Raw genomic sequence first — 22,286 nt, 5'->3', positions numbered from 1 at the left:
AGGGCGTCAGGCGTGCGAGTCGCGGCGATCGACTGCGGGACCAACACGATCAAGCTGCTCATCGGCGACCTCCCCGACGTCGCCGTCCGCAAGATGCGGATGGTCCGGCTCGGCGAGGGCGTGGACCGATCGGGCGAGCTGTCGGAGGCGGCGCTGGCGCGCACCTTCGCCGCCCTGGACGAGTACGCCGCGCTGATCCGCGAGCACGGAGTGACCCGCGTGCGGTTCGTGGCGACTTCGGCCACCCGTGACGCGCGCAATGCCGGCGTCTTCATCGCCGGGGTGCGCGACCGCCTCGGCATCGACCCCGAGGTCGTGACGGGCGAGGAGGAAGCCGCGCTGGCCTACGACGGCGCGGTCCGGTCTCTTCACCCGCAGCCGGCCGCGCCGGTGCTGGTGGTCGACATCGGTGGCGGCTCGACCGAGCTGATCCTGGGGACCGACCGGCCGGAGTCGGTCGTCTCGCTGGACGTCGGCTCGGTGCGCCTGACCGAGCGGCACCTGGCGTCCGATCCGCCCACGGCCACCGAGGTCGCCGCGCTGACCGACGAGGTGGACCGCCTCCTCGACGGGGTGAGCGTCGATCTGACCGCGCCCGCGACCGTCGTCGGCGTCGCCGGCACCATCACCACGATCGCAGGCGGCGTGCTCGGCCTGGACACCGATCGCGGACCGACCGAGCCGGTGACCCTCGAAGTGGCCGACGTGCAGGCGGTGGTCGAACGGCTCGTCTCGATGACCGTCGGCGAGCGCCGCGACCTGGCGTGGATGCATCCCGGTCGGGCCGACGTGATCGCGGCCGGGGCGCTGATCCTCGCCCGCGTGTTGCGGCGTACCTCGGTCGCCGAGCTCGTCGTCTCGCCGACTGACATTCTCGACGGGATCGCCTGGTCCCTCGTGCCTACCCTGGACCCATGAGCATCCTCGACCGCATCCGCCTGTTCGACGGGGGCATGGGCACCCTGCTGCAGGACCGGGGTCTCGAGGGCGGCATGCCGGGCGAGCAGTGGAACGTCGACAACCCCGACGCGGTCCGCGCCGCGCACCAGGAGTACGCCGCTGCCGGGGCGTCGGTGCTCACCACCAACACCTTCGGCGGCACCCGCCCGCGCCTCGACCTGCACGGGCTCGGCGACCGGGTGCACGAGCTCAACGCGGCCGCGGCCCGGCTGGCCCGCGAGGTGGCCGACGAGCACGGTCTCCTGGTGGCCGGTGACCTCGGCCCGACCGGTGAGCTGCTCGAGCCGCTCGGCACCCTGACGGAGGCCGACGCGGAGGACCTGTTCGCCGAGCAGCTGGCCGGACTCGTCGATGGCGGCATCGACCTGGTGCTGATCGAGACGCTGAGCGACCTCGGCGAGGCGCGCGCGGCGGTGGCCGCCGCCCAGCGGGTCGCGCCGGACCTGCCCATCGTCGTGACCCTCAGCTTCGACACCAACCTGCGGACGATGATGGGCGTCGCTCCCGCCGCGGCTGTCACCGAGCTGGCTGCCCTCGGCGTCGCCGCCGTCGGCGCCAACTGCGGCCGCGGCCCGGACGAGATGGAGCAGATCATGGGCCAGATGGCGGCCGCCCGGCCGGCCGGGACGCTTCTCGTCGCGCAGTCCAACGCCGGTCTGCCGCACGTGGTCGGCGACCACTTCGAGTACGACAAGTCGCCGGCCGACATGGCCGCCCACGCTGTCCGGCTGCGCGAGATGGGCGTCGACGTGATCGGCGCCTGCTGCGGCTCGACGCCGGCCCACATCGACGCGATGGCCGCCGCGCTGGGTGCCCGCACCGGCGCGTGACCGAGCTCCTGCCACACCCGGTCACCCGGCAGACGTTCGCGTCGCCCGTCCCCGCGGGCACGGGCTGGCCCGACGACCCGGCCGCGCCTGACACCCCGGTCGCGCGGACAGCCGCCGAGGTGGCCGCCCTCGCGGACACGACCGACCTCGGCGAGCTCGACGCCAGGGTGTCGGTCTGCTCCGCCTGCCCGCGGCTCGTGCACTGGCGCGAGGACGTCGCCCGCGCCAAGCGTGCGTCCTTCGCGCAGCAGCCCTACTGGGGCCGGCCGATCGCGGGCTGGGGGTCGCGGTCGCCTCGCGTGCTGATCGTGGGCCTGGCACCCGCCGCCAACGGAGGCAACCGCACCGGCCGGGTCTTCACTGGCGACTCCTCCGGAGACTGGCTCTTCGCCAGCCTGCACCGCGTCGGCCTGGCTGCTCAGGAGACCAGCCTTCACGCCGGCGACGGACAGGCCCTGATCGGCGCCCGGATGGTCGCCACGGTGCGGTGCGCGCCGCCGGACAACCGGCCGACGACGGAGGAGCGCGACACCTGCGCACCCTGGATCACCCGAGAGGTCGCCCTGCTCGCGCCGTCCGTGCGGGTGGTGGTCGCACTCGGCGGCTACGGCTGGGACGCGACGCTGCGCACGTTCGCGGCCGCGGGGTACGGCGTACCCCGCCCCAAGCCGAAGTTCGGCCATGGCGCCTCCGCCGAGCTGGCCGGGCCCTCGGACGACACCCCCGGCGTGACCCTGCTCGGCAGCTACCACCCCAGCCAGCAGAACACCTTCACCGGCCGCCTGACCACCGACATGCTCGACGACGTCCTCGGCCGCGCGGCTTCCCTCGCCGGTCTGCGACAGCCGGTGGTCCAGGAGGTTGCGCAGCAACCGGCACGAGACCCACGCACCCTAGGCTGACCCGCGCCCCCGTATCCCAACCGGCAGAGGAAGCCGCCTTAAAAGCGGTTCAGTGTGGGTTCGAGCCCCACCGGGGGCACCCCATCGGCCTAGCCTCCTCGTATGACGAACTGGTTGGCCGAGGCCCTCGGGTGCTCGGTGCCCCTGGTCCTGGCACCGATGGCCGGACCGGGGCGGGGTCGCCTCGCGAACGCCGTGTCGAAGGCAGGCGGCTTCGGGATGTTCGGTGTCGGCAACGACATGAGCGGTGAGGCGGTCCGTGCCGAGGCCGCGACCGCCGGGACGGACGGCGGCAGGTACGGCGTGGGGCTGCTGGCGTGGGCTCAGTCAGGCAACCCCGATCAGCTCGACGCCGTCCTCGACCTTCGACCGGACCTGGTCTCGGTCAGCTTCGGAGACGTGAGCGTCCCGGTGCGTCGGCTCCGGGACGCCGGCATCCGCACCGCGACCCAGGTCGGCGCGTTGTCGGACCTCGATCTGGCACACGACGCAGGCGTGGACCTCATCGTCGCTCGCGGCGCCGAAGGCGGAGGTCACGGTCGCAACGCCATGGGGACCCTTCCCTTGCTGCAGATGATCCTCGACCGGACCGATCGTCCCGTGCTGGCCGCTGGCGGGATCCTGAACCACCGGGGGCTCGCTGCCGTGCTGGCGGCGGGCGCGCAGGGCGCGTGGGTCGGCACGGCGTTCCTCGGATGTGCGGAGGCGGAGATGTCGTCGTCGGCTCGCGCGAGACTGATCGAGCAGGACGAGACCGGTTACGGACGAGTGTTCGACGTGGCCCAGGGGCTCGCCTGGCCGCCGGAGTTCGGGGGGCGCGCCTTGGTCAACGATTTCTACGACGAGTGGGTCGGCCGTGAGGACGACATGGACGACGCCGCCCGCCTACGACACCAGGAGGCCAGGAAGACCACGGACTTCGCCGTGGCTCACCTCTATGCGGGCGAAGGAGTGGCTGCGCTGGTCCGCGAGCAGACTGCAGAGCAAGTCGTCAGGGAGTTCGCACGCGCACTCGATCAGTGAGGTGATGGTCACGGCCCATGACCATCACCCCAGCTAGAGAGACAGGGGCCGGGTCGCAGGTCCCTCGATCACGGACCCGTCGGCATCGAAGCGCGAGCCGTGCAACGGGCAGTCCCAGGTGCCTTCGGCGTCGTTGCGCTCCAGGACCCCGCCCAGGTGCGTGCAGCGGGGCCGGCTCAGGACTCCGGCGAGGCCCCGGCAGGCCTGGATGCCGACCGCCGCGTTGATGCGGGCAAGCTCGGCGGCGGTCCGCGGACCGGTGATGCGGTGGCGCATCGGCTTCTGCCACGACGGAGGTGCGCCGCCGAGGATCTCGGTGCTGATGCTGCGGGCCGCCGCCACGGCGTTGGTCAGACCCCACTTGTCGAACCCGGTGGCGACGTACACCCGTCCGCGGCCGAGGGGGAGCGGGCCGACGAAGGGGACGCCGTCGGGTGGGCTGTAGTCCTGCGCCGACCACGCGTGGGTCTCCACCGCGCCCGGGAAGTGCGCGCGGGTCCACGCGCGAAGGTCGTCGAGGTGCTCCCGCTCGGAGTCGGTCCGCCCCGTCGCGTGACCGGAGCCGCCGACCATCAGCAGGGAGGACCGCCCCTGAGGCACCTCTCGCACCGAGCGTCCGGGGGAGCCGGCCGACAGGAACATCTCGTGCGGGGGCTGCGCCCCGTCCATGACGACGACGTAGGAGCGCTGCGCCTCCAGCTTCGCGAAGTAGAGTCCGCGGTCCAGGATCGGGCTGCCGGTCGCGAGCACGACGTTGTCGGCGACGATCTCGAGCCCGTCGTCGAGAGTCACCGTGCGGCCGTCCCACGCCACGTCGGTGACGCGGACGCCCTCGTGGACCAGACCGCCGTGCTCGCGCACCTGCTCGGTCAACGCGCGAAGCACCTGCACCGGGTCCACCTGGGCCTGGTCCTCCAGGACGACGCCGCCGTGGTGCCGGAACGGCACGTCGAAGGACTCCCGCCAGCTCACCGGCAGGCCTGCCTCGTCAGCAGCCTCGAGCTCGGACCGGGCGACCCTGATCTGCGCCTGGCTCGCGGCGTACGTCACCGCCGGCCGCCGCTGCACCGGCACGCCGTGGTCGTCGCAGAAGCGCAACAGCCACTGCTGGCCCTCGAGGTTGCCCTCGACGTACGCCTGCACCAGACCCCGGGAGTGGTGGCGGCGCATCCGCGAGAGCTTCGTGCCCTGCAGCAGCGACACCTTGGCGGTGCTGTGCCCGGTCGTGCCGCCACCGATCCAGCGAGCCTCGACCACCGCCACGCGCCGTCCCGCCCGGGCCAGCAGGAGCGCGGTGGTCAGCCCGGCGAGACCACCCCCGACGACCAGGTCGTCGAGCGCGCCGGCTTCGCTGTCGAGGTCCTGATACCCAGGTGAGCCGCCGTCGTCCCACACGGCGCTCGTCACGGTCGTCATGTGGCCCGTTACCCCGCTGGGTTGCCGGGTACCCGCCTCGCGCCGGGAACACCCGCCCCCCGTCGCTCGTTCTCCCCCATGAGGCGCGTCTAGGATGACGCACCTCGTGGTGGTCCTCAGAGTGAGGATCGCTTTTGGCCTCCAAGGAGAGACCATGCAGTCCAACAATCCGATCTTCACGCGATCGCCCGAGTTCAACGGGCAGGGCCAGGGGTCGGCCGCGGGTGGCTACGCCTCCCCGCAGAACCCCTACGGCAGCGACCCGAGCACCTGGGGCACCGGCACGCCCGGCACCACGCAGGAGTACGGCGGCCCGTCGGCGCCCATGACGATCGACTCGGTGGTCCAGAAGTCGGCCATCTCGATCGCCCTCGTCTTCGTCTTCGCCGCGCTCACCTGGTACCTCACCCCCGAGGTGACGAGCGAGACGGCCGGCTCGCTGTACGGCGCCCTCCTCATCGGCTCGGGCGCGGCGTTCGCGCTGTCGCTGGTCAACTCGTTCAAGCGGGTCATCAGTCCCGCTCTGGTGATGGCCTTCGCAGCCGCCGAGGGTGTCGCGTTGGGCGCTCTGAGCAAGTTCTTCGACGCGACCTTCGTGTCCGATCAGGGCATCACCGGCAACATCGTGATGCAGGCAGTGGTCGGCACCTTCGCCGCGTTCGCCGGCACGCTGGCCGCCTACAAGTTCTTCGACATCCAGGTCGGCCAGAAGTTCCGCACCTTCGTCATCGCGGCGATGTTCGGCATGGTGGCCCTCGGCCTCCTCGAGATGGTGCTCGGCCTGTTCGGCAACGCCATCGGCTTCTTCGGCTTCGGTGCCCTGGGCCTGCTCTTCAGCGTCGCCGGCCTCGCTCTCGGCATCTTCATGCTGATCCTCGACTTCGACATGATCGAGCGCGGCATCGCTGCTCGGCTGCCGGAGCGCGAGTCGTGGCGGGCGGCCTTCGGGCTCACCGTCAGCCTCGTGTGGATCTACACCAACCTGCTGCGGATCCTGGCGATCCTGAGGGGTGATTGAGAGCCCACCTAACGTCAACCACGACGGCCCGCCCGGCCTAGCTGGGCGGGTCGTCTGCTGTCTCCGGCAGCTCCACGTCGGCGCGCGGGTGCCGGCGGCGGTGCCGCAGCTCGACCCAGCGGCCGCGCAGGCCGCGCTCGGCGCCGGCGACCTCGGTGCCGTCGAGCTCGGTGCCCGGGGTGCGGGCGGCCTCGACGGCCGCCTTCGCGACCGGCAGCACGGTCTCGCCGCGCCCGGCCTGCGGGAGCAGCTCGTCGTCCGGAGCCAGCCCGAGGGCCGCCAGCACCGACGGCAGCAGCACGTCGACCATCGAGCGGTAGCCGTCGGCGGACGGGTGGAAGCGGTCCGGGCCGAAGAGCCGGCCCGGGTCGGCGGCGAACTCCGGCCCGAGGATCGACCCGAGCGAGACCGACCGCCCGCCTGCCTCGACCACGACGATCGACTGCGCCGCGGCCAGGCGGCGCGACCAGGCGCGCGCGACCTGGCGCAAGGGCGGCGGGATCGGGGTGATCGTGCCGAGGTCGGGGCAGGTGCCCACGACGACCGGCACGCCCTCTGCGGTCAGCCGGCGGACGGCCTCCCCGAGGTGGTGCACGGAGTGCGAGGGCCGCACCGAGTGCGTCACGTCGTTGGCACCGATCGAGATCACAGCGACGTCGGGTGGCACGGGGATCATCGCGATCTGCCCGGCCAGGTCGGAGGTCTGCGCGCCGGTCCTGGCCACGCAGCGCAGGAAGACGCGCCGGTCGGACGCCTTGGCCACGCCGGACGCGAGCACCGCGCCCGTGGTCTGCAGCACCGAGTCGACGCCGTACCCGGCGGCGCTCGAGTCGCCGAGCAGCGCCACCCTCAGCGCGGGTCCGGGCCGACCCCGGCCGTACCAGCCGGTCGGGTCGGGCGGGTCGTGGTCGAGCCGCCCGATCATCTTGCGGGCCAGCTTGGCCTCCGCGCGAAGCAGCCCGTAGAGCGAGCCGCCGACCAGGGAGACGCCCGTGCCGCCGTACGCCGCCGCTGCCGCCAGCTTCCGCGCCGCGCCCGCCTTGCCCACGTGACCACCCTACGGAGACGGTCAGTAGGTTGGGTCGGTGGACTACGTGAACAGCCTGCTCGACCTGATCGGCGACACCCCCCTCCTGCGGCTCCGAAAGACCCTCGACGACCTCGACGGTGCGGGGACGGACGGCCGCAAGGGCCCGCTGGTGCTCGCGAAGGTGGAGTACCTCAACCCCGGCGGCTCCGTGAAGGACCGCATCGCCAGCCGGATGATCGAGGCGGCCGAGGCGTCCGGCGAGCTCCAGCCCGGCGGCACGATCGTCGAGCCGACGTCGGGCAACACCGGCGTCGGGCTCGCTATGGTCGCGCAGGAGAAGGGCTACAAGTGCGTCTTCGTCTGCCCCGACAAGGTCAGCGAGGACAAGCGCAACGTCCTGAAGGCGTACGGCGCCGAGGTGGTCGTCTGCCCGACCGCGGTCGCTCCCGAGCACCCCGACTCCTACTACAACGTCTCCGACCGGCTGGCCTCGCAGCCGGGCGCGTGGAAGCCGGACCAGTACTCCAACCCGCACAACCCGCGGTCGCACTACGAGACCACCGGCCCCGAGATCTGGCGTCAGACCGAGGGCAGGATCACGCACTTCGTCACCGGCATGGGCACGGGCGGCACCATCAGCGGCGTCGGCCGCTACCTCAAGGAGCAGAACCCCCACATCCAGGTGGTCGGCGCCGATCCCGCCGGCTCGGTCTACTCCGGCGGCACCGGCCGCCCCTACCTCGTCGAGGGCGTCGGCGAGGACTTCTGGCCCGAGACCTACGACCGCACGATCGCCGACCGGGTGATCGAGGTGTCCGACGCCGACTCCTTCGCCTTCACCCGCCGGCTGGCCCGCGAAGAGGCGCTGCTGGTCGGCGGCTCGTCCGGCATGGCGGCGTACGCCGCGGTCAAGCTGGCCCACGAGCTCGCCGGCACGACCGAGGGCGACGACGCCGTGATCGTGGTGCTGCTCCCGGACTCGGGCCGCGGCTACCTCACCAAGGTGTTCAACGACGAGTGGCTGGCGTCCTACGGCTTCGCCACAGAGGACTCGGGAAGCGTGGAGCGCACCGTGGGGGAGGTGCTGCGCGGGAAGGACGGCCGGCTGCCCGACCTCGTGCACACGCACCCGTCGGAGACGATCGCCGAGGCGGTGCACATCCTGCGGGAGTACTCCGTCTCCCAGATGCCCGTCGTCCGGGCCGAGCCGCCGATCGTGGCCGCCGAGGTCGCCGGCTCGGTGTCCGAGCGCGGTCTCCTCGAAGCCCTCTTCACCGGTGCTGCGCACCTCACCGACAAGGTCGAGGACCACATGTCCTCAGCGCTGCCGGTGATCGGCTCGACCGAGCCCGCCCAGGCCGCGGTCAGCCTGCTCGAGTCCGCCGACGCGGTGCTGGTGCAGGAGGACGGCAAGCCCGTCGGGGTGCTGACCCGTCAGGACCTGCTGGCGTTCCTGGCTCGCTAGGACATCGCGACTCTGCGCGACGGCAGCCCCTACCCGCGCGATCTCACCCGATCCCGCTGCACCCGGGCGAGGATCACCGAGAGCTCGTCGATCCCCTCGACCAGGCGGGTGCCGGGTCGCGCCCAGGAGGCGTTGGCGTCGACGGCGTGCACGGGTACGCCGGCCGGCAGCACGCCTGACGCGGCCAGGTCGTCGGCGAGCGCGCGCGCACCGGCGAGGTCGTAGCCGCACGGAGCCACCACGACGACGTCGGGGCGCGCGTCGTGCACGGCGTCCCAGGTGACGCGGCGGGACTTCTCGCCCGGCGTGCCGAGCAGCGGCTCACCGCCGGCGATCTCGATCATCTCGGGGATCCAGTGGCCCGGCGCGAACGGCGGGTCGGTCCACTCCAGCAGCATCACGCGGGGTCGCTCGCCCGAGCGGAACGCCGAGCGCATCGCCGCCGACACCAGGTGGCCGCGTTGCTGCTTGACCAGCGCGGCGGCAGCCTCTTCGCGTCCGGTGGCCGCGCCCAGGCGCAGGATCGACTCGATGACGTCGTCGAGGGTGTGCGGGTCGATCGTGAGCACCTCTGCGGTGCAGCCCAGGTGGGCGAGCGCGTCGTCCACGACGGAGACGTCGACCGCGCAGACCGCGCAGAGGTCCTGGGTGACGACCAGGTCGGCGTCCAGGCCGGCCAGCGCGCCCTCGTCGAGGTGGTAGAGGTCCTCGCCCCTCTCCATCGCGACCGCGACGAACGCGTCGATCTCCGCCGGTCTGAGCCCCTCGGGCATCGCGGACGTCGACACGATCGTGCGCGTGCGCGCCTCCTCGGGGTAGTCGCACTCGAAGGTCACCCCCACCACGTCGTCCCCGGCGCCGATGGCGAAGAGGATCTCCGTCGTGGAGGGGAGCAGGGACACGATCCGCACGGGGGTGAGCCTAGGCTGGTCCGCCATGGGCTCGGAGCCGTCTCGGATGCGCGTCGATGGGTGACGTCACCACCGGAGTCCTGCTGTTCCTGCTGCTGATGGCCTTCGCGGCCGGCTTCGTGGACGCCGTCGTCGGCGGTGGTGGGCTGATCCAGCTGCCGGCGTTGCTGATCGGCCTGCCCGGCGCGAGCCCGGTGCAGATCCTGGCCACCAACAAGCTGGCCTCGATCTGCGGGACCACGGTCGCGTCGGCGACCTACTACCGCCGGGTCGGTCCCGACCCGCGCACGTTCCTGCCGCTGATGCTGTTCGCCTTCCTCGGGTCGGCGGCCGGTGCCGCGGTGGCCTACCTGATCCCCAGGTCGGCGTTCGAGCCGATCGTGCTCGTCGCGCTCCTCGTGGTCGGGGCGTACGTCCTCCTGAGGCCCGAGCTCGGCGACGTCACCGAGCTGCGTTGGGACGGGCACCGGCACACGGCGGCGGCGATGCTGACGGGCCTGGCCGTCGGGTTCTACGACGGCGCGCTGGGCCCGGGCACCGGCTCGTTCTTCGTGTTCTCGCTGGTTGGGCTGCTGGGCTACGACTTCCTCGAGGCCTCGGCCAAGGCGCGGCTGGCCAACTGGGCCACCAACCTCGCGGCGCTCTGCGTCTTCGTCCCGCACGGCGAGGTGCTGTGGGGGCTCGGCCTGTCCATGGGTGCGGCCAACCTGACCGGCGGCTACCTGGGAGCGCGGACGGCGGTGGCGCGCGGCCGGAGGTTCGTCCGCGCCTTCTTCATCGCCGTGGTGTCCGCCTTCGTGGTGCGCATCGGCGGTGAGCTGCTCGGGCTCTGGGGCTGATCGCTCAGAGGAGGTAGACCAGACCCGGTCCCTCGTCGCGGTAGGGGATCCCGGTCGCGTCGAGGGCCGCCTTCCAGGAGCCGATGACCTCTGGGTCGGAGCCCTCGAAGCCGTGGTCGGCGGTGAGAAGGATGGTGACCTGGTCGCTGAGCCCGATGCTGTCGAGATGGTCGAGGAAGGTGACCAGGCGAGCGTCGCTCTGACGCAGCGCGTCGCGAGCCATGTCGGATCTCGGTCCACCGCCGTGGTGCCCGCAGTCGGTCACGACCGACGCCCACCAGGTGAGGAGCGGCGCCGACCCGGGGTTGGAGAACAGGGCGGACATCTGCGTGATCCCGAAGTCGTCGACGCGTACGCCCCACCGGAAGTACGAGTCCTCGAGGTACGCCGCGTCACGAAGGTAGGGCGACGTCGTCGGGTCCGGCAGCGCGTCGTCGAGCGCGTCCGCGCCGCTCTCGCCGGACTCGCGGATCAGCGCCATGGTGGCGTAGTCGGCGCCGCGGTCGATCGCCTCGTCGACGGACGCTGTGCGCACGGTCCCGTCGCCGCCGGGGGCATGCTTGGCGACCATCTCGAAGATCGTGCGGGCCGACGGTCGCAGCCAGTCGGCACTGAGGTGCCAGGTCGACTGGTCGTTGGGCACGACCCGCTCGCCGGTGGCGCGGTCGAAGTAGACGTTGCCCATCACGCCGTGCCGCCCGGGGCCCGTTCCGGTCAGGATCGAGGTGTGGTTGGTCAGCGTGATCGACGGGAACTCGGCGACGGCACCGCCGCGCAGCGCCAGCCCGTTCGCGATCAACCGGGCCACGCCGGGAAGCTCGCCGGTCTCGGCCAGGTGGAGGAGGTCGCCGCAGTGGGCGCCGTCCCAGAGCATCCCGATGACGTGCCGGCGCTGGCCTCCGCCGGGCTCGAGGTGGTCGCGCAGCACCCGGCCGTCGAGACCCTGGCCGTTGGCGTCGACGAGGTCCATGGCGGGCACTCCCGCGAGGAACGCGAGGGTCGGTCCGACGTCGACCAGGCGGGCGAACGCGTCGACGTACCCCATCTTCTTGACGCCGGCGCCGCTCATGATCAGCGGTGCACGTGACTGGATCGCGTCGAGGCTGCCGTGCTCCCCGACGTGGCCGCCCTCGTCGGGGAAGAAGTGCCGAGGCGTGTGCACGATCGCCAGGTCGGGACTGCGCTCGGGGTCCGCGAAGAACGATCGCAACCGCTGCCACGCGAGCGGGTAGGCATTCTCGGTGGAGACGCGGGGCGAGGGGTTCGCCAGCTCCTGCTGATAGGGCAGGAACGCCATCGGGTCCTCGCTGCCGAGAGGGTTGGTGCCGCTCAGCACCTCGGCGCCGCCTTGGTAGCGGAACCGCACCGATCCGAGGTGGTTGGCGGCGTACGGCTCGCCGTCTTCGTCCGCCCAGACGACCAGGTCGACGATCGGCGCCAGCTCGGGCGCGCACAGCGCGTCGATCACCCGCTGGCGCGCCTCGTGGCGGCCTGCACTCTCAGACATGCGAGGACGTTAGCGTTTGCGGCGTGTCTGAGGAGGGAGGTTCGCAACGCCCACGACCTTCGTCGGTGCCGTTCTGGCTGTCGGCCTTCCTCGATCTCCCCGCTCCCGACTTCGAGCCCACAGTCGGCTTCTGGGAGGGCGTGACCGGGTTCGTCCGCTCCGCGCCACGGGGTGTGCACGACGAGTTCGCGACGCTCGCCCCGCCTGAGGGCGACGACTACCTGAGGGTGCAGCGGCTGGGGGCGGGGGTCCCTCGAGTGCACCTCGACGTGCACGTCGAGGATCCCGCCGTCGAGGCGGCGGGGTCGGTCGAGCTGCGCTCGCCCGGCGGGTTCGTGCACTGTCTGGTGCCTCATCCGGCTGCCGCGACACCCCCGCCTGCGAGCTTCCCCGGCGTACGCCGCAGCCGCGTCTACCAGGTCTGTCTCGACATCCCTGCGGCGGCGTACGACGCCGAGGTCGCCTACTGGGCGGGCCTCCTCGACCGTCGCGTCGACGTGCTCGAGCGCCGGCCGGAGTTCGCGTGGCTGCGTGCGGCTCCGGGGTCCACAGGCTTCGCGCTCGACGTGCTTCTGCAACGCCTGGACGAGCCCGAGGGTCTCGTCCGGGCCCACCTCGACCTCGGGACCACGGACCGGGCGGCCGAGGTGGACCGTCACGAGACGCTCGGCGCGAGGGTGCGCTCGGTCGAGGAGTTCTGGACCGTGCTGTCGGACCCCTCCGGGCTGGCGTACTGCGTCACCGACCGCGACCCGGCGAGCGGCTCGCTCGTCTGAGCCGTGTCCCAGTCGGCGGGGCGCGGCACCGAGCGGATCCAGCGCGAGCCCGTCGGGATGAGGGCGGTGAGTCCGCACAGCAGCCCGGCGACCAGGATCGCGGTCGCGCCGTCCGTCAGGCTGAGCAGGCCTCCGGCGACGACCGGTGCCAGCGGCAGCGACGACATGCCGACGAACTGTGTGGCCGACTGCACCCGGGCCACGAGTGCGTCGGGGGTGACGCTGATCCGGTAGGAGCTCATGCCCGCGTTGCCCGCAGGGTTCAGCACGAGCACGCAGCCCAGCGCCGCGGCCACGACGGCAGGGTGCGCCCAGATCGCCATCGGCACGACGAGCGGTAGCGGGCTCCAGGCGATGGCGATCGTCAGCCAGCCCGTGGGCACGCGGTCGATCAGCCACGGGGCCAGCACCGCGCCGAGGATCCCGGAGCCGCCCGCGACGGTCTCGACGAGCCCGATGTGCAGGGGGTCGACGCCGCCTTCCACCAGGCGCAGCACGGCGACGGTGAAGAGCACGTTCATCGTGAGGTTCGTCAGGCAGGACCAGATGGTGAGCGTGCGGAACAGCGGGTGCTTGGCGGCGTACGACGCCCCCTCGCGCAGGTCGGCGACAGCGGACCGCTTCTGGGCAGGCCGAGGGGCTGGGGACAGGTCCGTGCGTAGCCGGCCCAGCATCAGCCAGGAGAAGGCGAAGGTGACGGTGTTGACCAGGAACGGCAACCAGCGGGCCACGCCGTAGAGCGCACCGCCGACGGGCCCGCCGACGAGGGCGGCGACGTGCTGCCGGGCCTGGTTCTGGCTGAGCGCGGCGGGGAGCTGCTCGCGCGGCACGACGGTGCGCACGGCCGCGAGCTCGGTGGGCATGAAGACCCCCGCGGCCGCGCCGCTGACGACGGCGACCGCCATCAGGTGGGGGAGCGTCACCGCGCCGAGCAACGCCGCCCCGGTGAGGGACCCGAAGGACAAGGCACCCGCCGCGGCCGAGCACCGCAGCACCAGCCGGCGGTCGACCCGATCGGCCAGCACCCCGGCGGGCAGCAGGGCGGCGGTGAGGCCGACCAGCTCGGCGGACCCGACGAGCCCGGCCCACAGCACCGAGCCGGTGACGGCGTACGCGATCAGCGGGAAGACGAACATGCTGATCCGGGTGCCGAGCTCGCTGACCGTCTGGCCGACCCAGAGGACGGTGAAGTCGTGGTTGCGGGCGAGCTCGCGGAAGCGGGAGGTGGTGCGAGAAGGAGAGGTGACCGGGTACGGCATACCCGCACCATAAATTGCGCAATATGTATTGCGCAATAGGAGGTGCGCAATTTGATAGAGTGTCTCCCATGACGGACGAGCACGGGTCCCGGGCGCGCCACATCCACGACCCCCAGGTGCTGCGGGCCATCGCCCACCCGGTTCGCAACCGAGTGCTCGCCGAGCTCACCGCACAGGGCTCGATGCGCGCCGCGGACGTCGCACGCGAGCTCGACATCCCGGCCAACCAGGCGAGCTTCCACCTGCGCCAGCTCGCGAAGTACGGGCTGGTCGAGGAGGACCCGGGGGCTGCCCGCGACAAGCGGGACCGGGTCTGGAAGGCCAGCAACCCCTCCGGCACCACCGCCAACCTCAAGGAGCTCGAGGCGTCCCCGGGCGGCAAGGCCGCCTCCGCGGTGTTCCGCCGCAACCAGGCGGAGTGGGGTCGCATGGTCGTCGACCAGGCCCTGTCGGACCGGCGTGAGGAAGGAACCCACACCAGCCTCACCAACGCCGCGCTGCGGCTCACCAAGGAGGAGTCGGTCGCGATGGCCGACGAGCTGACCGCCCTGGTCGACCGCTGGTCAGAGCGCACCCGCGGCTCGACACGACCACGAGACGACTCGCGGCGCACCTACCTCTACTACGCCGTGCTGATGCCGCACCCCGGCCTGCACCTCGACCCGGACGAGGGCGAGCGACCGTAGTCGTTCAATTGCGCTGATGTTGTCGCCGTGGGACCCCGTGAGCGACCGCAGTCGTTCAATTGCGCGGATGTTGTCGCCGTGGGACCCCGTGAGCGGCCACAGTCGTTCAATTGCGCGAATGTTGTCGCCGTGGGACCCCGTGAGCGGCCACAGTCGTTCAATTGCGCGGATGTTGTCGCGCGCCCGGCAAGAACCCCGTCGTCCGAGCGGCATCCCGCGTCGTAGGTTGGCGGGCATGCCCGACCAGCTTCCCGACCCCAGGACCGACCCGCCACTGCGCGCCGACGAGAGCGAGACGCTGCGGGCGTTCCTCGACTACCACCGCGAGACCTTCCGGATGAAGTGCGCGGGGCTCGACCAGCAGCAGCTGGCGCAGCCGCTGGCGCCGTCGACGATGACGCTCGGCGGGATGATGAAGCACCTCGCCCTCGTGGAGAGCAACTGGTTCCACGAGGTGTTCCTGGGGCTGCCGGAGCTCGAGCCGTGGGCCTCGGTGGACTGGGAGGCCGACCGCGACTGGGAGTGGCGCACCGCCGCTGACGACAGCCCCGAGGAGCTACGGGGCATCTTCGACGAGGCGGTGGAGGCGAGCGACCGGATCACCGACGAGGCGCTCACTGGTCCTGACGGGCTGGACGCCCTGTCGGTGCGGGAGTCGCGCCGGGAGAAGGGCCGGTTCAGCCTGCGCTGGATCCTGGTGCACATGATCGAGGAGTACGCCCGCCACAACGGCCACGCCGACCTGATCCGCGAGTCCATCGACGGCCGGGTGGGCGAGTGACGGCAGCAGGCGTCCCGGTCGACATCAGACCGGCCACCCAGGCGGACTGGCCGGGCATCTGGCCGATCTTCCAGGCGATCGTGGTCCAGCAGGAGACCTACGCCTACGACCCCGACATCAGCTCCGACCGCGGGCGGACGCTCTGGCTCGAGCCGCCGCCCGGACTGACCGTCGTCCTGGAGGACGACCGCGGGGGCATCCTCGGCACCGCCAAGATGGGCCCCAACCGGCCCGGCGCCGGCGCCCACATCGGCACCGCGTCGTTCATGGTCGCCCCGGCCGCGCAGGGCAGGGGCGTCGGTCGCGCGCTCGCGGAGTACGCCGTCGAGTGGCACCGGGAGAACGGCTACCGCGGCATCCAGTTCAACGCCGTGGTCGAGACCAACACCGCGGCCGTGCACCTGTGGCAGTCGCTGGGCTTCGAGATCCTCGCGACGGTTCCGGGCGCCTTCCTCTCGCCGACGCACGGGTACGTCGGCCTGCACGTGATGTTCCTGGGTCTCGACTGAGCTCGACCACCGGCGCAGTTCGACCACCAGGCGTTCGAGGGCACTCCACATTGCGGGCGTGAGTAGCGTTGATTGCGTGACGCAACCTTCTGCCACACCCACGATCGGCACCCTCGGTGAGCTTCGCGCCTCGGGCCACGAGCTCAAGCCGCTGCGCGAGGAGATCCGCGCCAACCTGCTCGCCAAGCTCGCCGCCGGCGAGGACCCGTGGCCCGGCCTGCACGGTTTCGAGGGCACCGTGGTGCCGCAGCTGGAGCGTGCCCTGATCGCCGGGCACGACGTGGTCCTGCTCGGCGAGCGCGGGCAGGGCAAGACCCGGCTCCTGCGCACCCTCGTCGGCCTGCTCGACGAGTGGACGCCCGTCATCGAGGGCAGCGAGCTGGGGGAGCACCCCTACGAGCCGATCACCCCGGTGTCGCGCCGCCGTGCCGCCGACCTCGGCGACGACCTGCCGGTGGCGTGGCGGCATCGCGAGGAGAGGTACGCCGAGAAGCTGGCCACCCCGGACACCTCGGTCGCCGACCTCATCGGCGACGTCGACCCGATGCGCGTCGCGGAGGGGCGCAGCCTCGGCGATCCGGAGACGATCCACTTCGGGCTGATCCCCCGCAGCCACCGCGGCATCGTCGCCATCAACGAGCTGCCCGACCTCGCGGAGCGGATCCAGGTCGCGATGCTCAACGTGATGGAGGAGCGCGACATCCAGATCCGCGGCTACGTGCTGCGGCTGCCGCTCGACGTGCTGGTGATGGCCAGCGCCAACCCCGAGGACTACACCAACCGCGGTCGGATCATCACCCCGCTGAAGGACCGCTTCGGTGCCGAGATCCGCACCCACTACCCGCTCGAGGTCGAGGACGAGATCGCGGTGATCCGCCAGGAGGCGCGGCTGGTCGGCGACGTGCCCGACCACCTCGTCGAGATCCTGGCCCGCTTCACCCGTGCGCTGCGCGAGTCCAGCGCCGTCGACCAGCGGTCGGGCGTGAGCGCCCGCTTCGCGATCGCCGGCGCCGAGACGATCGCGGCGGCGGCGCTCCACCGCGCGACCACGCAGGGGGAGGACCAGGCGGTCGCCCGCGTCGTCGACCTGGAGACGGCGGTCGAGGTGCTCGGCGGCAAGATCGAGTTCGAGTCCGGCGAGGAGGGACGCTCCCTCGAGATCCTCACGCACCTGCTCCGGACTGCGACCGCCGAGACCGTGCGCCACCACTTCCGCGGGATCGACTTCGCGCTCCTGGTGGAGGCGCTGGACGGCGGCCGGCTGGTCACGACCGGCGAGCACGTGTCCGCGATCGACTTCTTGTCGGGGCTGCCGGCGCTGCCGCCCGTCGAGGACGCGGAGTCCGACCTCTACGACCAGATCTGCGACCGGCTCGGCGCGACCGACGACGGCAGCCGCGCCTCGGCGATCGAGCTCGCGCTGGAGGGGCTCTTCCTCGCGCGCAAGATCAGCAAGGACACCGACGGCGCGGAGACTGTCTACGGATGACTGACTTCACGGTGACGGTGAGCGCGGGCTCGCTTCGCGCCGACCCCGACGGTGCGTTGGTGCTGCCGCACGCCTGGACCGACAAGGGCGTCGTCACCGACGGTGCCGCGACGGGTGCTCACGTGCTTCACCTCGCGGTGGCGCTGTGCGTCCTCAACGACACCTTCCGGGAGGGCCGTCAGCTGGGCGTGCCGGTCCAGGGGGTGCGGGTCGTGGCAACAGGCGGGTTCGACGAGGGCTGGGGATCGACGGGCATCACCTACTCGGTCGAGGTCGACAGCGGTGCCGCGCCGGAGGACGTCGCGCGGCTCGTGGCCGTCGTCGACGAGGTCGCCGAGATCCCTCGGGCGATCCGGGCCGGCGCCGACGTCCGCCGGGTCGAGCGGGTGGCGACATGAGAGAACGACACCGCTCCCGCTACGGCCGCTACGCCGGGGGCCCGGACCCGCTCGCCCCGCCGGTCGACCTCGCCGAGGCCCTCGACGCGATCGGCCAGGAGGTCATGGCCGGCACCAGCCCCGAGCGGGCGATGCGCGAGTTCCTGCGCAGAGGCGGGCGCAACCAGACCGGGCTCGACGACCTCGCCCGCCGGGTCGCCGAGAAGCGGCGGCAGCTCACCCAGCGGCACAACCTCGACGGCACCCTCCAACAGGTCAAGGAGCTCCTCGACAAGGCCGTGCTCGAGGAGCGCAAGCAGCTCGCCCGCGACGTGATGATGGACGACGGCGACCGGGCGTTGCGCGAGATGCAGCTGGACAACCTGCCGGCGTCGACGGCCGCCGCGGTGAGCGAGCTGGCGTCGTACGACTGGCAGAGCAGCGACGCCCGTCAGGCCTACGAGGAGATCAAGGACCTGCTCGGCCGGGAGGTGCTCGACCAGCGCTTCGCCGGCATGAAGCAGGCGCTGGAGAACGCCACCGACGAGGACCGGGCCGCGGTCAGCGAGATGCTCTCCGATCTCAACGAGCTGCTGGAGAAGCACCGGCTGGGCGACGACACCCAGCAGGACTTCGACGACTTCATGGCCAAGCACGGCGACCTCTTCCCCGAGAACCCGCGCAACGTCGACGAGCTCCTCGACTCACTCGCCCAGCGCGCCGCCGCCGCGCAGCGGATGCTCAACTCGATGAGTGCCGAGCAGCGCGCCGAGCTGATGTCCCTCTCGCAGCAGGCGTTCGGGTCGCCCGAGCTGATGGACCAGCTCGCGCGCATGGACGACAACCTCCGCGCGCTGCGGCCAGGTGAGGACTGGGACGGCGGCGAGCGCTTCGAGGGCGGTGAGGGGCTGGGTCTCGGTGACGGGACCGGCGTGCTCCAGGACATCGCCGACCTCGACGACCTGGCCGAGCAGCTGGCGCAGTCCTACGGCGGTGCTCGCATGGACGACGTCGACCTCGACAAGCTGGCCCGCCAGCTCGGCGACAGCGCTGCCGTCGATGCGCGCACGTTGCAGCAGCTCGAGCAGGCGCTGCGCGACAGCGGCTACCTGCGTCGCGGTACCGACGGCGACCTGCGGCTCTCGCCCAAGGCGATGCGCCAGCTCGGCAAGTCGCTCCTGCGCGACGTCGCCGAACGGATGAGCGGTCGGCAGGGCCAGCGCGACCTGCGCCAGGCGGGCGCCGCCGGCGAGCCGTCCGGCGCGACCCGGCCGTGGCAGTTCGGCGACACCGAGCCGTGGGACGTCACCCGCACGGTCACCAACGCAGTCGTGCGCGAGGCCGGCAGCACCGGTGGTCGAGCAGCCACCGGTGGTCGAGCAGCCACCGGTGGTCGAAGAGCCACCGGTGGACGAGCAGCCACCGGTGGTCGAGCAGCGAGCGAAGCGAGCGATCAGTCGAGACCACAGGTCGCGCTGCGCATCGACGACGTCGAGGTCCAGGAGACCGAGGCCCGCACCCAGGCCTGCGTCGCGCTGCTGGTCGACACGTCGTTCTCGATGGCGATGGACGGTCGCTGGGTGCCGATGAAGCGCACCGCGCTGGCACTGAACACGCTCATCAGCACCCGCTTCCGCGGCGACGCCCTGCAGCTGATCTCCTTCGGCCGGCACGCGCAGGTGATGGACATCGAGGAGCTGACCGCCCTCGACGCTAAGTGGGACAAGGGCACCAACCTGCACCACGCGCTGCTGCTGGCCAACCGGCACTTCCGCAAGCACCCGCACGCGCAGCCCGTGCTGCTGGTGGTGACCGACGGCGAGCCGACGAGCCACCTCGAGCCCGACGGCGAGGTGGCGTTCAGCTATCCGCCGCACCCGCTGACCATCGCGTACGCCGTGCGCGAGCTCGACAACGCGGCCCGCTTCGGGGCGCAGGTGACGTTCTTCCGCCTCGGGGAGGACCCCGGCCTCGCCCGGTTCATCGAGCAGATGGCCCGCCGCGTCGACGGCCGGGTGGTCTCGCCCGAGCTCGACGACCTCGGCGCGGCCGTCGTCGGGTCCTACCTCGGAGACCGGTCGCCGATGTCGGCGTTCCGCGAGGAGTGGGGGTACGGCGGGGACCGCGGCTGGTGGGTCGGCTGACCCGGCATCCGGCTCTCTAGAGGCGCGTCAGCAGCAGCGAGAGTGCGCTGCGGGCCTCGTTCGTGAGCGTGCCGCCGGCGAGCAACAGCTCCTGCACCTCGCCGAGGGTGAGCAGCACGGCGTCGGGATCGTCGTCGGGCTCGGGTCGCTGCACGATCCGGTACTCCGTGACGTCGCGGTAGAACCGGCCGCCTTCGTCCGACTGCCGCACCCGGGCGACGACGGTTCCGGCCGCACCTCCGGCCGCACCCCCGGCCGCACTCCCGGCCGAACTCCAGGTCTCGCCGCGGCTCCCGGGCTCCGCGACGCGCGTGGGGCCCAGCTCGGCGACGTGGAGCAGCCCGGGCTCGGACCTGGCCACCAGCACGACGAGCGCGATGCCGTCCGACACCACGAGGTCGAGGTCGGCGTGCCCGTCGCCGCGGCTGTCGATGATCGGCTGGTCCCAGGCCGGCGTCTCCCGTGCGTCGGTCTCGACGGCGAGGTGGCGCACGGCGTACGCCGCCCCGTCGAGGGTGTGCACGGCGTCGGCGTCGAAGCGCCAGCCCGGCAGCGAGTCGACTGCGACCTCCGTCACGGCCGGTGCTGCGCGCGCGACGCGGTCCAGCACCCGCCGGACCTCGTCGAGCGCTCCGGGTCGGAGGGTGGCGTACGAGCGAGCCAGGGGACTGCTCAGCGGATCGGCCGGCTGGTCGGGTCTCTCGGCGAACGGCGGCCGGACGGTCAGCAGGTGCCACGGCGCGGACGTGAGCACCGACCGCGCGTCCGTGTTCACGGCGTTGTCGCACGCGAGCGTCCTCAGCACGATGTCGGCGTCGAACCATCGGTACGCCGCCGGGAGGTCGGCGTCGGTCGTGCCGTCGGGGTTGCCCGTCACCAGGGTGTTGCGGTTCAGCTTGCCGAGGAAGCGGGTGCCCTGCTCGCTCTGCTCGCACGAGGCCTCGCTGCGCGCCGGGTCGCGGAACTCCGCCTCGAGGAACTGCCCGCGACCGCCGTGCACCCGGTCGAGATTGCTCGCGGTCGCCTGCAACGTGGGTGCCACCTGCGCGAGGCCGACGTTCCCCGGCTCGATCTTGCCCTGGACGAGCAGCTCCACGCGGCCGTCGCGGACCCGCCGCAGGAAGCCGAGCGTCCCGATCTCCCGCTGCTCCAGCAACGGCTGCGCGGAGCCGTCGGCCAGCTCGACCCCGGTCACGGCGAAGTAGCGACCGGTGCGGTGGACGATGCGGCCCTCACGCAGCACCCACTCGCGCGACCTGGCCAGGGGGATCGGCCGCACGTCGACGGAAGCCGCCCTGCGCAGTCCCTCGAGCCAGCCGCCGACCGCGACCTCGACGCCTTCGGTCCCGACCTCAGCCATGGGTCACCATCTCGAGCCGCCCGCGAGCCTGGAGGAACTCCGCGATGATGTGGGTGCCCAGCCGCTTGGTGATCCGCTCCCGATAGCCGGGTGTCTGCAGCAGCCGCGTGAAGAGGCGGTCGCCGAACTCCCGGTGCAGGGCGTCTCGACGCTCCCAGCAGTGGCGGGCGAGGAGCGCGAGCCGCAGTGGCCGCCGCATGGTGTCGTCCAGCAGACCCGGGAACATCTCGGGCAGCCGGCGGTAGACCGGCGGCTGGGTGAAGCGCTCCAGCACCTGTGCGTGCTCGCGGAGGCTGCGCCGCAGCGTGGCCTCGCTGGGTGCGCTGACGTTGCGATCGCCGACGATCCGCATCGACGTCAGCTCGCGCGGCACCACCTGCAGGTGGCCCAACCCTGCGAGCCGCACCCACAGGTCGAGGTCGGAGAGGTGGAAGAGGCTGGGGTCGAAGGCGCCGACCCGCATCACCGCAGCGCGACGGCACACCGCCGAGGAGACACAGAGGTCGTTGCCATCGTCGAAGAAGCGGCACAGCCAGGCTGCTGGGGAGTCCAGCTCGTGGGTGAACAAGCCGGCGGCCCACGTGCCAGGATCGGGAGCGCCCGACCCGTCGATGATCTTCACCCGCGTGAAGGACGCCACGACGTCGCGGTCCGCGAGGGCCTCCACCTGCGCGGCCAGCTTGTCGCGGTGCCACACGTCGTCGGAGTTCTGGAAGGCGACGAGAGCACCGGTCGCGCGCTCCAGGGCCAGGTTGCGCGGGTGGGTCGCCCGATTGGTGGGGAGCCGGACCAGCGTCAGCCGGGGATCGTCGATCCCCGCGACGACGTCCGGGGTCGCGTCGGTGGAGCCGTCGTCGACGACCAACAGCTCGAGGTGCTCGTAGGACTGCTCGAGCACGGACCGCACCGCGGCCTCGACGAAGTCCTCGTGGTTGAACGACGGGAGCACGACCGAGACAAGCGGTCGTCTGGGCGGCGCAGGCAGCGACACGGGGCCAGCATGG

20 protein-coding genes, 1 tRNA gene and 1 pseudogene are annotated in these 22,286 nt (G+C 72.1%); 15 read left to right on the top strand and 7 right to left on the bottom strand.

All coding sequences use genetic code 11. The annotated features are described in order from the left end of the window. The first annotated feature begins 12 nt into the window (after nucleotides 1-12). The 5 genes from ABD295_RS15555 to ABD295_RS15535 all read left to right on the top strand — a co-directional run bounded on the left by ABD295_RS15555 (nucleotide 13) and on the right by ABD295_RS15535 (nucleotide 3,715). Nucleotides 13-918: a Ppx/GppA phosphatase family protein gene (locus ABD295_RS15555; RefSeq protein WP_344304704.1), complete on the top strand. Its 906-nt coding sequence runs from the start codon at nucleotides 13-15 to the stop codon at nucleotides 916-918. Next, nucleotides 915-1,790, top strand: coding sequence for a homocysteine S-methyltransferase family protein (locus ABD295_RS15550; protein ID WP_344304703.1), 876 nt, complete (start codon nucleotides 915-917; stop codon nucleotides 1,788-1,790). The genes ABD295_RS15555 and ABD295_RS15550 overlap by 4 nt, the downstream gene beginning before the upstream one ends. Further along, on the top strand, nucleotides 1,787-2,692 hold the full coding sequence (locus tag ABD295_RS15545; protein WP_344304702.1) for a uracil-DNA glycosylase: 906 nt from the start codon (nucleotides 1,787-1,789) through the stop codon (nucleotides 2,690-2,692). Before ABD295_RS15550 ends, ABD295_RS15545 begins: the two co-directional genes overlap by 4 nt. A 5-nt stretch (nucleotides 2,693-2,697) precedes the next feature. After that, a tRNA-Leu gene (locus ABD295_RS15540) sits at nucleotides 2,698-2,771 on the top strand. Between the two features lie 23 nt (nucleotides 2,772-2,794). After that, nucleotides 2,795-3,715 (top strand): NAD(P)H-dependent flavin oxidoreductase, encoded by a 921-nt coding sequence (locus ABD295_RS15535; RefSeq protein WP_344304701.1) that lies wholly within the window; start codon nucleotides 2,795-2,797, stop codon nucleotides 3,713-3,715. Nucleotides 3,716-3,748: 33 nt separating this feature from the next. Here the strand turns inward: ABD295_RS15535 and ABD295_RS15530 are convergent, their stop codons facing one another. Beyond that, entirely contained in the window at nucleotides 3,749-5,131 is a 1,383-nt protein-coding gene (locus tag ABD295_RS15530) for an FAD-dependent oxidoreductase (protein WP_344304700.1), read from the bottom strand. A gap of 154 nt (nucleotides 5,132-5,285) precedes the next feature. Here ABD295_RS15530 and ABD295_RS15525 point away from each other — a divergent pair, with 154 nt between their 5' ends. Beyond that, nucleotides 5,286-6,149, top strand: coding sequence for a Bax inhibitor-1/YccA family protein (locus ABD295_RS15525; protein ID WP_344304699.1), 864 nt, complete (start codon nucleotides 5,286-5,288; stop codon nucleotides 6,147-6,149). Between the two features lie 37 nt (nucleotides 6,150-6,186). On the opposite strand, the gene ABD295_RS15520 is transcribed toward ABD295_RS15525, so the two are convergent. Then, nucleotides 6,187-7,197 carry an SGNH/GDSL hydrolase family protein gene (locus ABD295_RS15520; RefSeq protein WP_344304698.1) on the bottom strand — a complete coding sequence of 337 codons (1,011 nt, stop codon included), beginning with the start codon at nucleotides 7,195-7,197 and terminating at the stop codon, nucleotides 6,187-6,189. Between the two features lie 37 nt (nucleotides 7,198-7,234). Between ABD295_RS15520 and ABD295_RS15515 the strand changes: the two genes are divergently transcribed. Further along, nucleotides 7,235-8,644 (top strand): cystathionine beta-synthase, encoded by a 1,410-nt coding sequence (locus ABD295_RS15515; protein WP_344304697.1) that lies wholly within the window; start codon nucleotides 7,235-7,237, stop codon nucleotides 8,642-8,644. A gap of 29 nt (nucleotides 8,645-8,673) precedes the next feature. Here the strand turns inward: ABD295_RS15515 and ABD295_RS15510 are convergent, their stop codons facing one another. Beyond that, nucleotides 8,674-9,555, bottom strand: coding sequence for a cobalamin-binding protein (locus tag ABD295_RS15510; protein ID WP_344304696.1), 882 nt, complete (start codon nucleotides 9,553-9,555; stop codon nucleotides 8,674-8,676). Between the two features lie 56 nt (nucleotides 9,556-9,611). Here ABD295_RS15510 and ABD295_RS15505 point away from each other — a divergent pair, with 56 nt between their 5' ends. After that, the gene (locus ABD295_RS15505) at nucleotides 9,612-10,394 is read left to right on the top strand and encodes a sulfite exporter TauE/SafE family protein (RefSeq protein ID WP_344304694.1); all 783 of its coding nucleotides are present in this window, start codon (nucleotides 9,612-9,614) and stop codon (nucleotides 10,392-10,394) included. 4 nt (nucleotides 10,395-10,398) lie between these two features. On the opposite strand, the gene ABD295_RS15500 is transcribed toward ABD295_RS15505, so the two are convergent. Then, complete coding sequence (locus ABD295_RS15500; protein ID WP_344304693.1) at nucleotides 10,399-11,901, bottom strand: alkaline phosphatase family protein; 1,503 nt, start codon at nucleotides 11,899-11,901, stop codon at nucleotides 10,399-10,401. A 23-nt stretch (nucleotides 11,902-11,924) separates the two neighbouring features. Between ABD295_RS15500 and ABD295_RS15495 the strand changes: the two are divergent. Beyond that, nucleotides 11,925-12,602: pseudogene (locus tag ABD295_RS15495) on the top strand (VOC family protein); the annotation flags it as partial. Here ABD295_RS15495 and ABD295_RS15490 read toward each other — a convergent pair. Next, the gene (locus ABD295_RS15490) at nucleotides 12,557-13,936 is read right to left on the bottom strand and encodes an MFS transporter (protein WP_344304692.1); all 1,380 of its coding nucleotides are present in this window, start codon (nucleotides 13,934-13,936) and stop codon (nucleotides 12,557-12,559) included. The pseudogene ABD295_RS15495 and the gene ABD295_RS15490 overlap by 46 nt on opposite strands. A gap of 68 nt (nucleotides 13,937-14,004) precedes the next feature. Here ABD295_RS15490 and ABD295_RS15485 point away from each other — a divergent pair, with 68 nt between their 5' ends. From ABD295_RS15485 to ABD295_RS15460, 6 genes are all read left to right on the top strand, one after another. Continuing rightward, nucleotides 14,005-14,622, top strand: a complete 618-nt coding sequence (locus tag ABD295_RS15485) for a winged helix-turn-helix domain-containing protein (protein WP_344304691.1) — start codon at nucleotides 14,005-14,007, stop codon at nucleotides 14,620-14,622. 235 nt (nucleotides 14,623-14,857) lie between these two features. Further along, on the top strand, nucleotides 14,858-15,403 hold the full coding sequence (locus ABD295_RS15480) for a DinB family protein (RefSeq protein WP_344304690.1): 546 nt from the start codon (nucleotides 14,858-14,860) through the stop codon (nucleotides 15,401-15,403). Then, the gene (locus tag ABD295_RS15475; protein WP_344304689.1) at nucleotides 15,400-15,912 is read left to right on the top strand and encodes a GNAT family N-acetyltransferase; all 513 of its coding nucleotides are present in this window, start codon (nucleotides 15,400-15,402) and stop codon (nucleotides 15,910-15,912) included. Before ABD295_RS15480 ends, ABD295_RS15475 begins: the two co-directional genes overlap by 4 nt. A 76-nt stretch (nucleotides 15,913-15,988) precedes the next feature. After that, nucleotides 15,989-17,401: a magnesium chelatase ATPase subunit I gene (locus ABD295_RS15470; RefSeq protein ID WP_344304688.1), complete on the top strand. Its 1,413-nt coding sequence runs from the start codon at nucleotides 15,989-15,991 to the stop codon at nucleotides 17,399-17,401. Continuing rightward, nucleotides 17,398-17,799 carry an OsmC family protein gene (locus ABD295_RS15465; protein ID WP_344304687.1) on the top strand — a complete coding sequence of 134 codons (402 nt, stop codon included), beginning with the start codon at nucleotides 17,398-17,400 and terminating at the stop codon, nucleotides 17,797-17,799. The genes ABD295_RS15470 and ABD295_RS15465 overlap by 4 nt, the downstream gene beginning before the upstream one ends. After that, nucleotides 17,796-19,922, top strand: a complete 2,127-nt coding sequence (locus ABD295_RS15460; RefSeq protein WP_344304686.1) for a vWA domain-containing protein — start codon at nucleotides 17,796-17,798, stop codon at nucleotides 19,920-19,922. Before ABD295_RS15465 ends, ABD295_RS15460 begins: the two co-directional genes overlap by 4 nt. Nucleotides 19,923-19,938: 16 nt before the next feature. Here the strand turns inward: ABD295_RS15460 and ABD295_RS15455 are convergent, their stop codons facing one another. Both ABD295_RS15455 and ABD295_RS15450 read right to left on the bottom strand, forming a co-directional pair. Further along, nucleotides 19,939-21,282: an NDP-hexose 2,3-dehydratase family protein gene (locus ABD295_RS15455; RefSeq protein WP_344304685.1), complete on the bottom strand. Its 1,344-nt coding sequence runs from the start codon at nucleotides 21,280-21,282 to the stop codon at nucleotides 19,939-19,941. Then, the gene (locus ABD295_RS15450; RefSeq protein ID WP_344304683.1) at nucleotides 21,275-22,273 is read right to left on the bottom strand and encodes a glycosyltransferase family 2 protein; all 999 of its coding nucleotides are present in this window, start codon (nucleotides 22,271-22,273) and stop codon (nucleotides 21,275-21,277) included. The genes ABD295_RS15455 and ABD295_RS15450 overlap by 8 nt, the downstream gene beginning before the upstream one ends. Between the last annotated feature and the right edge of the window lie 13 nt (nucleotides 22,274-22,286).

This window comes from Nocardioides bigeumensis (assembly GCF_039531755.1).
Taxonomy (GTDB): domain Bacteria; phylum Actinomycetota; class Actinomycetes; order Propionibacteriales; family Nocardioidaceae; genus Nocardioides; species Nocardioides bigeumensis.
The sequence above is the reverse complement of the archived record's forward strand: the minus strand, read 5'-3'. Positions and strand labels throughout refer to the sequence as shown.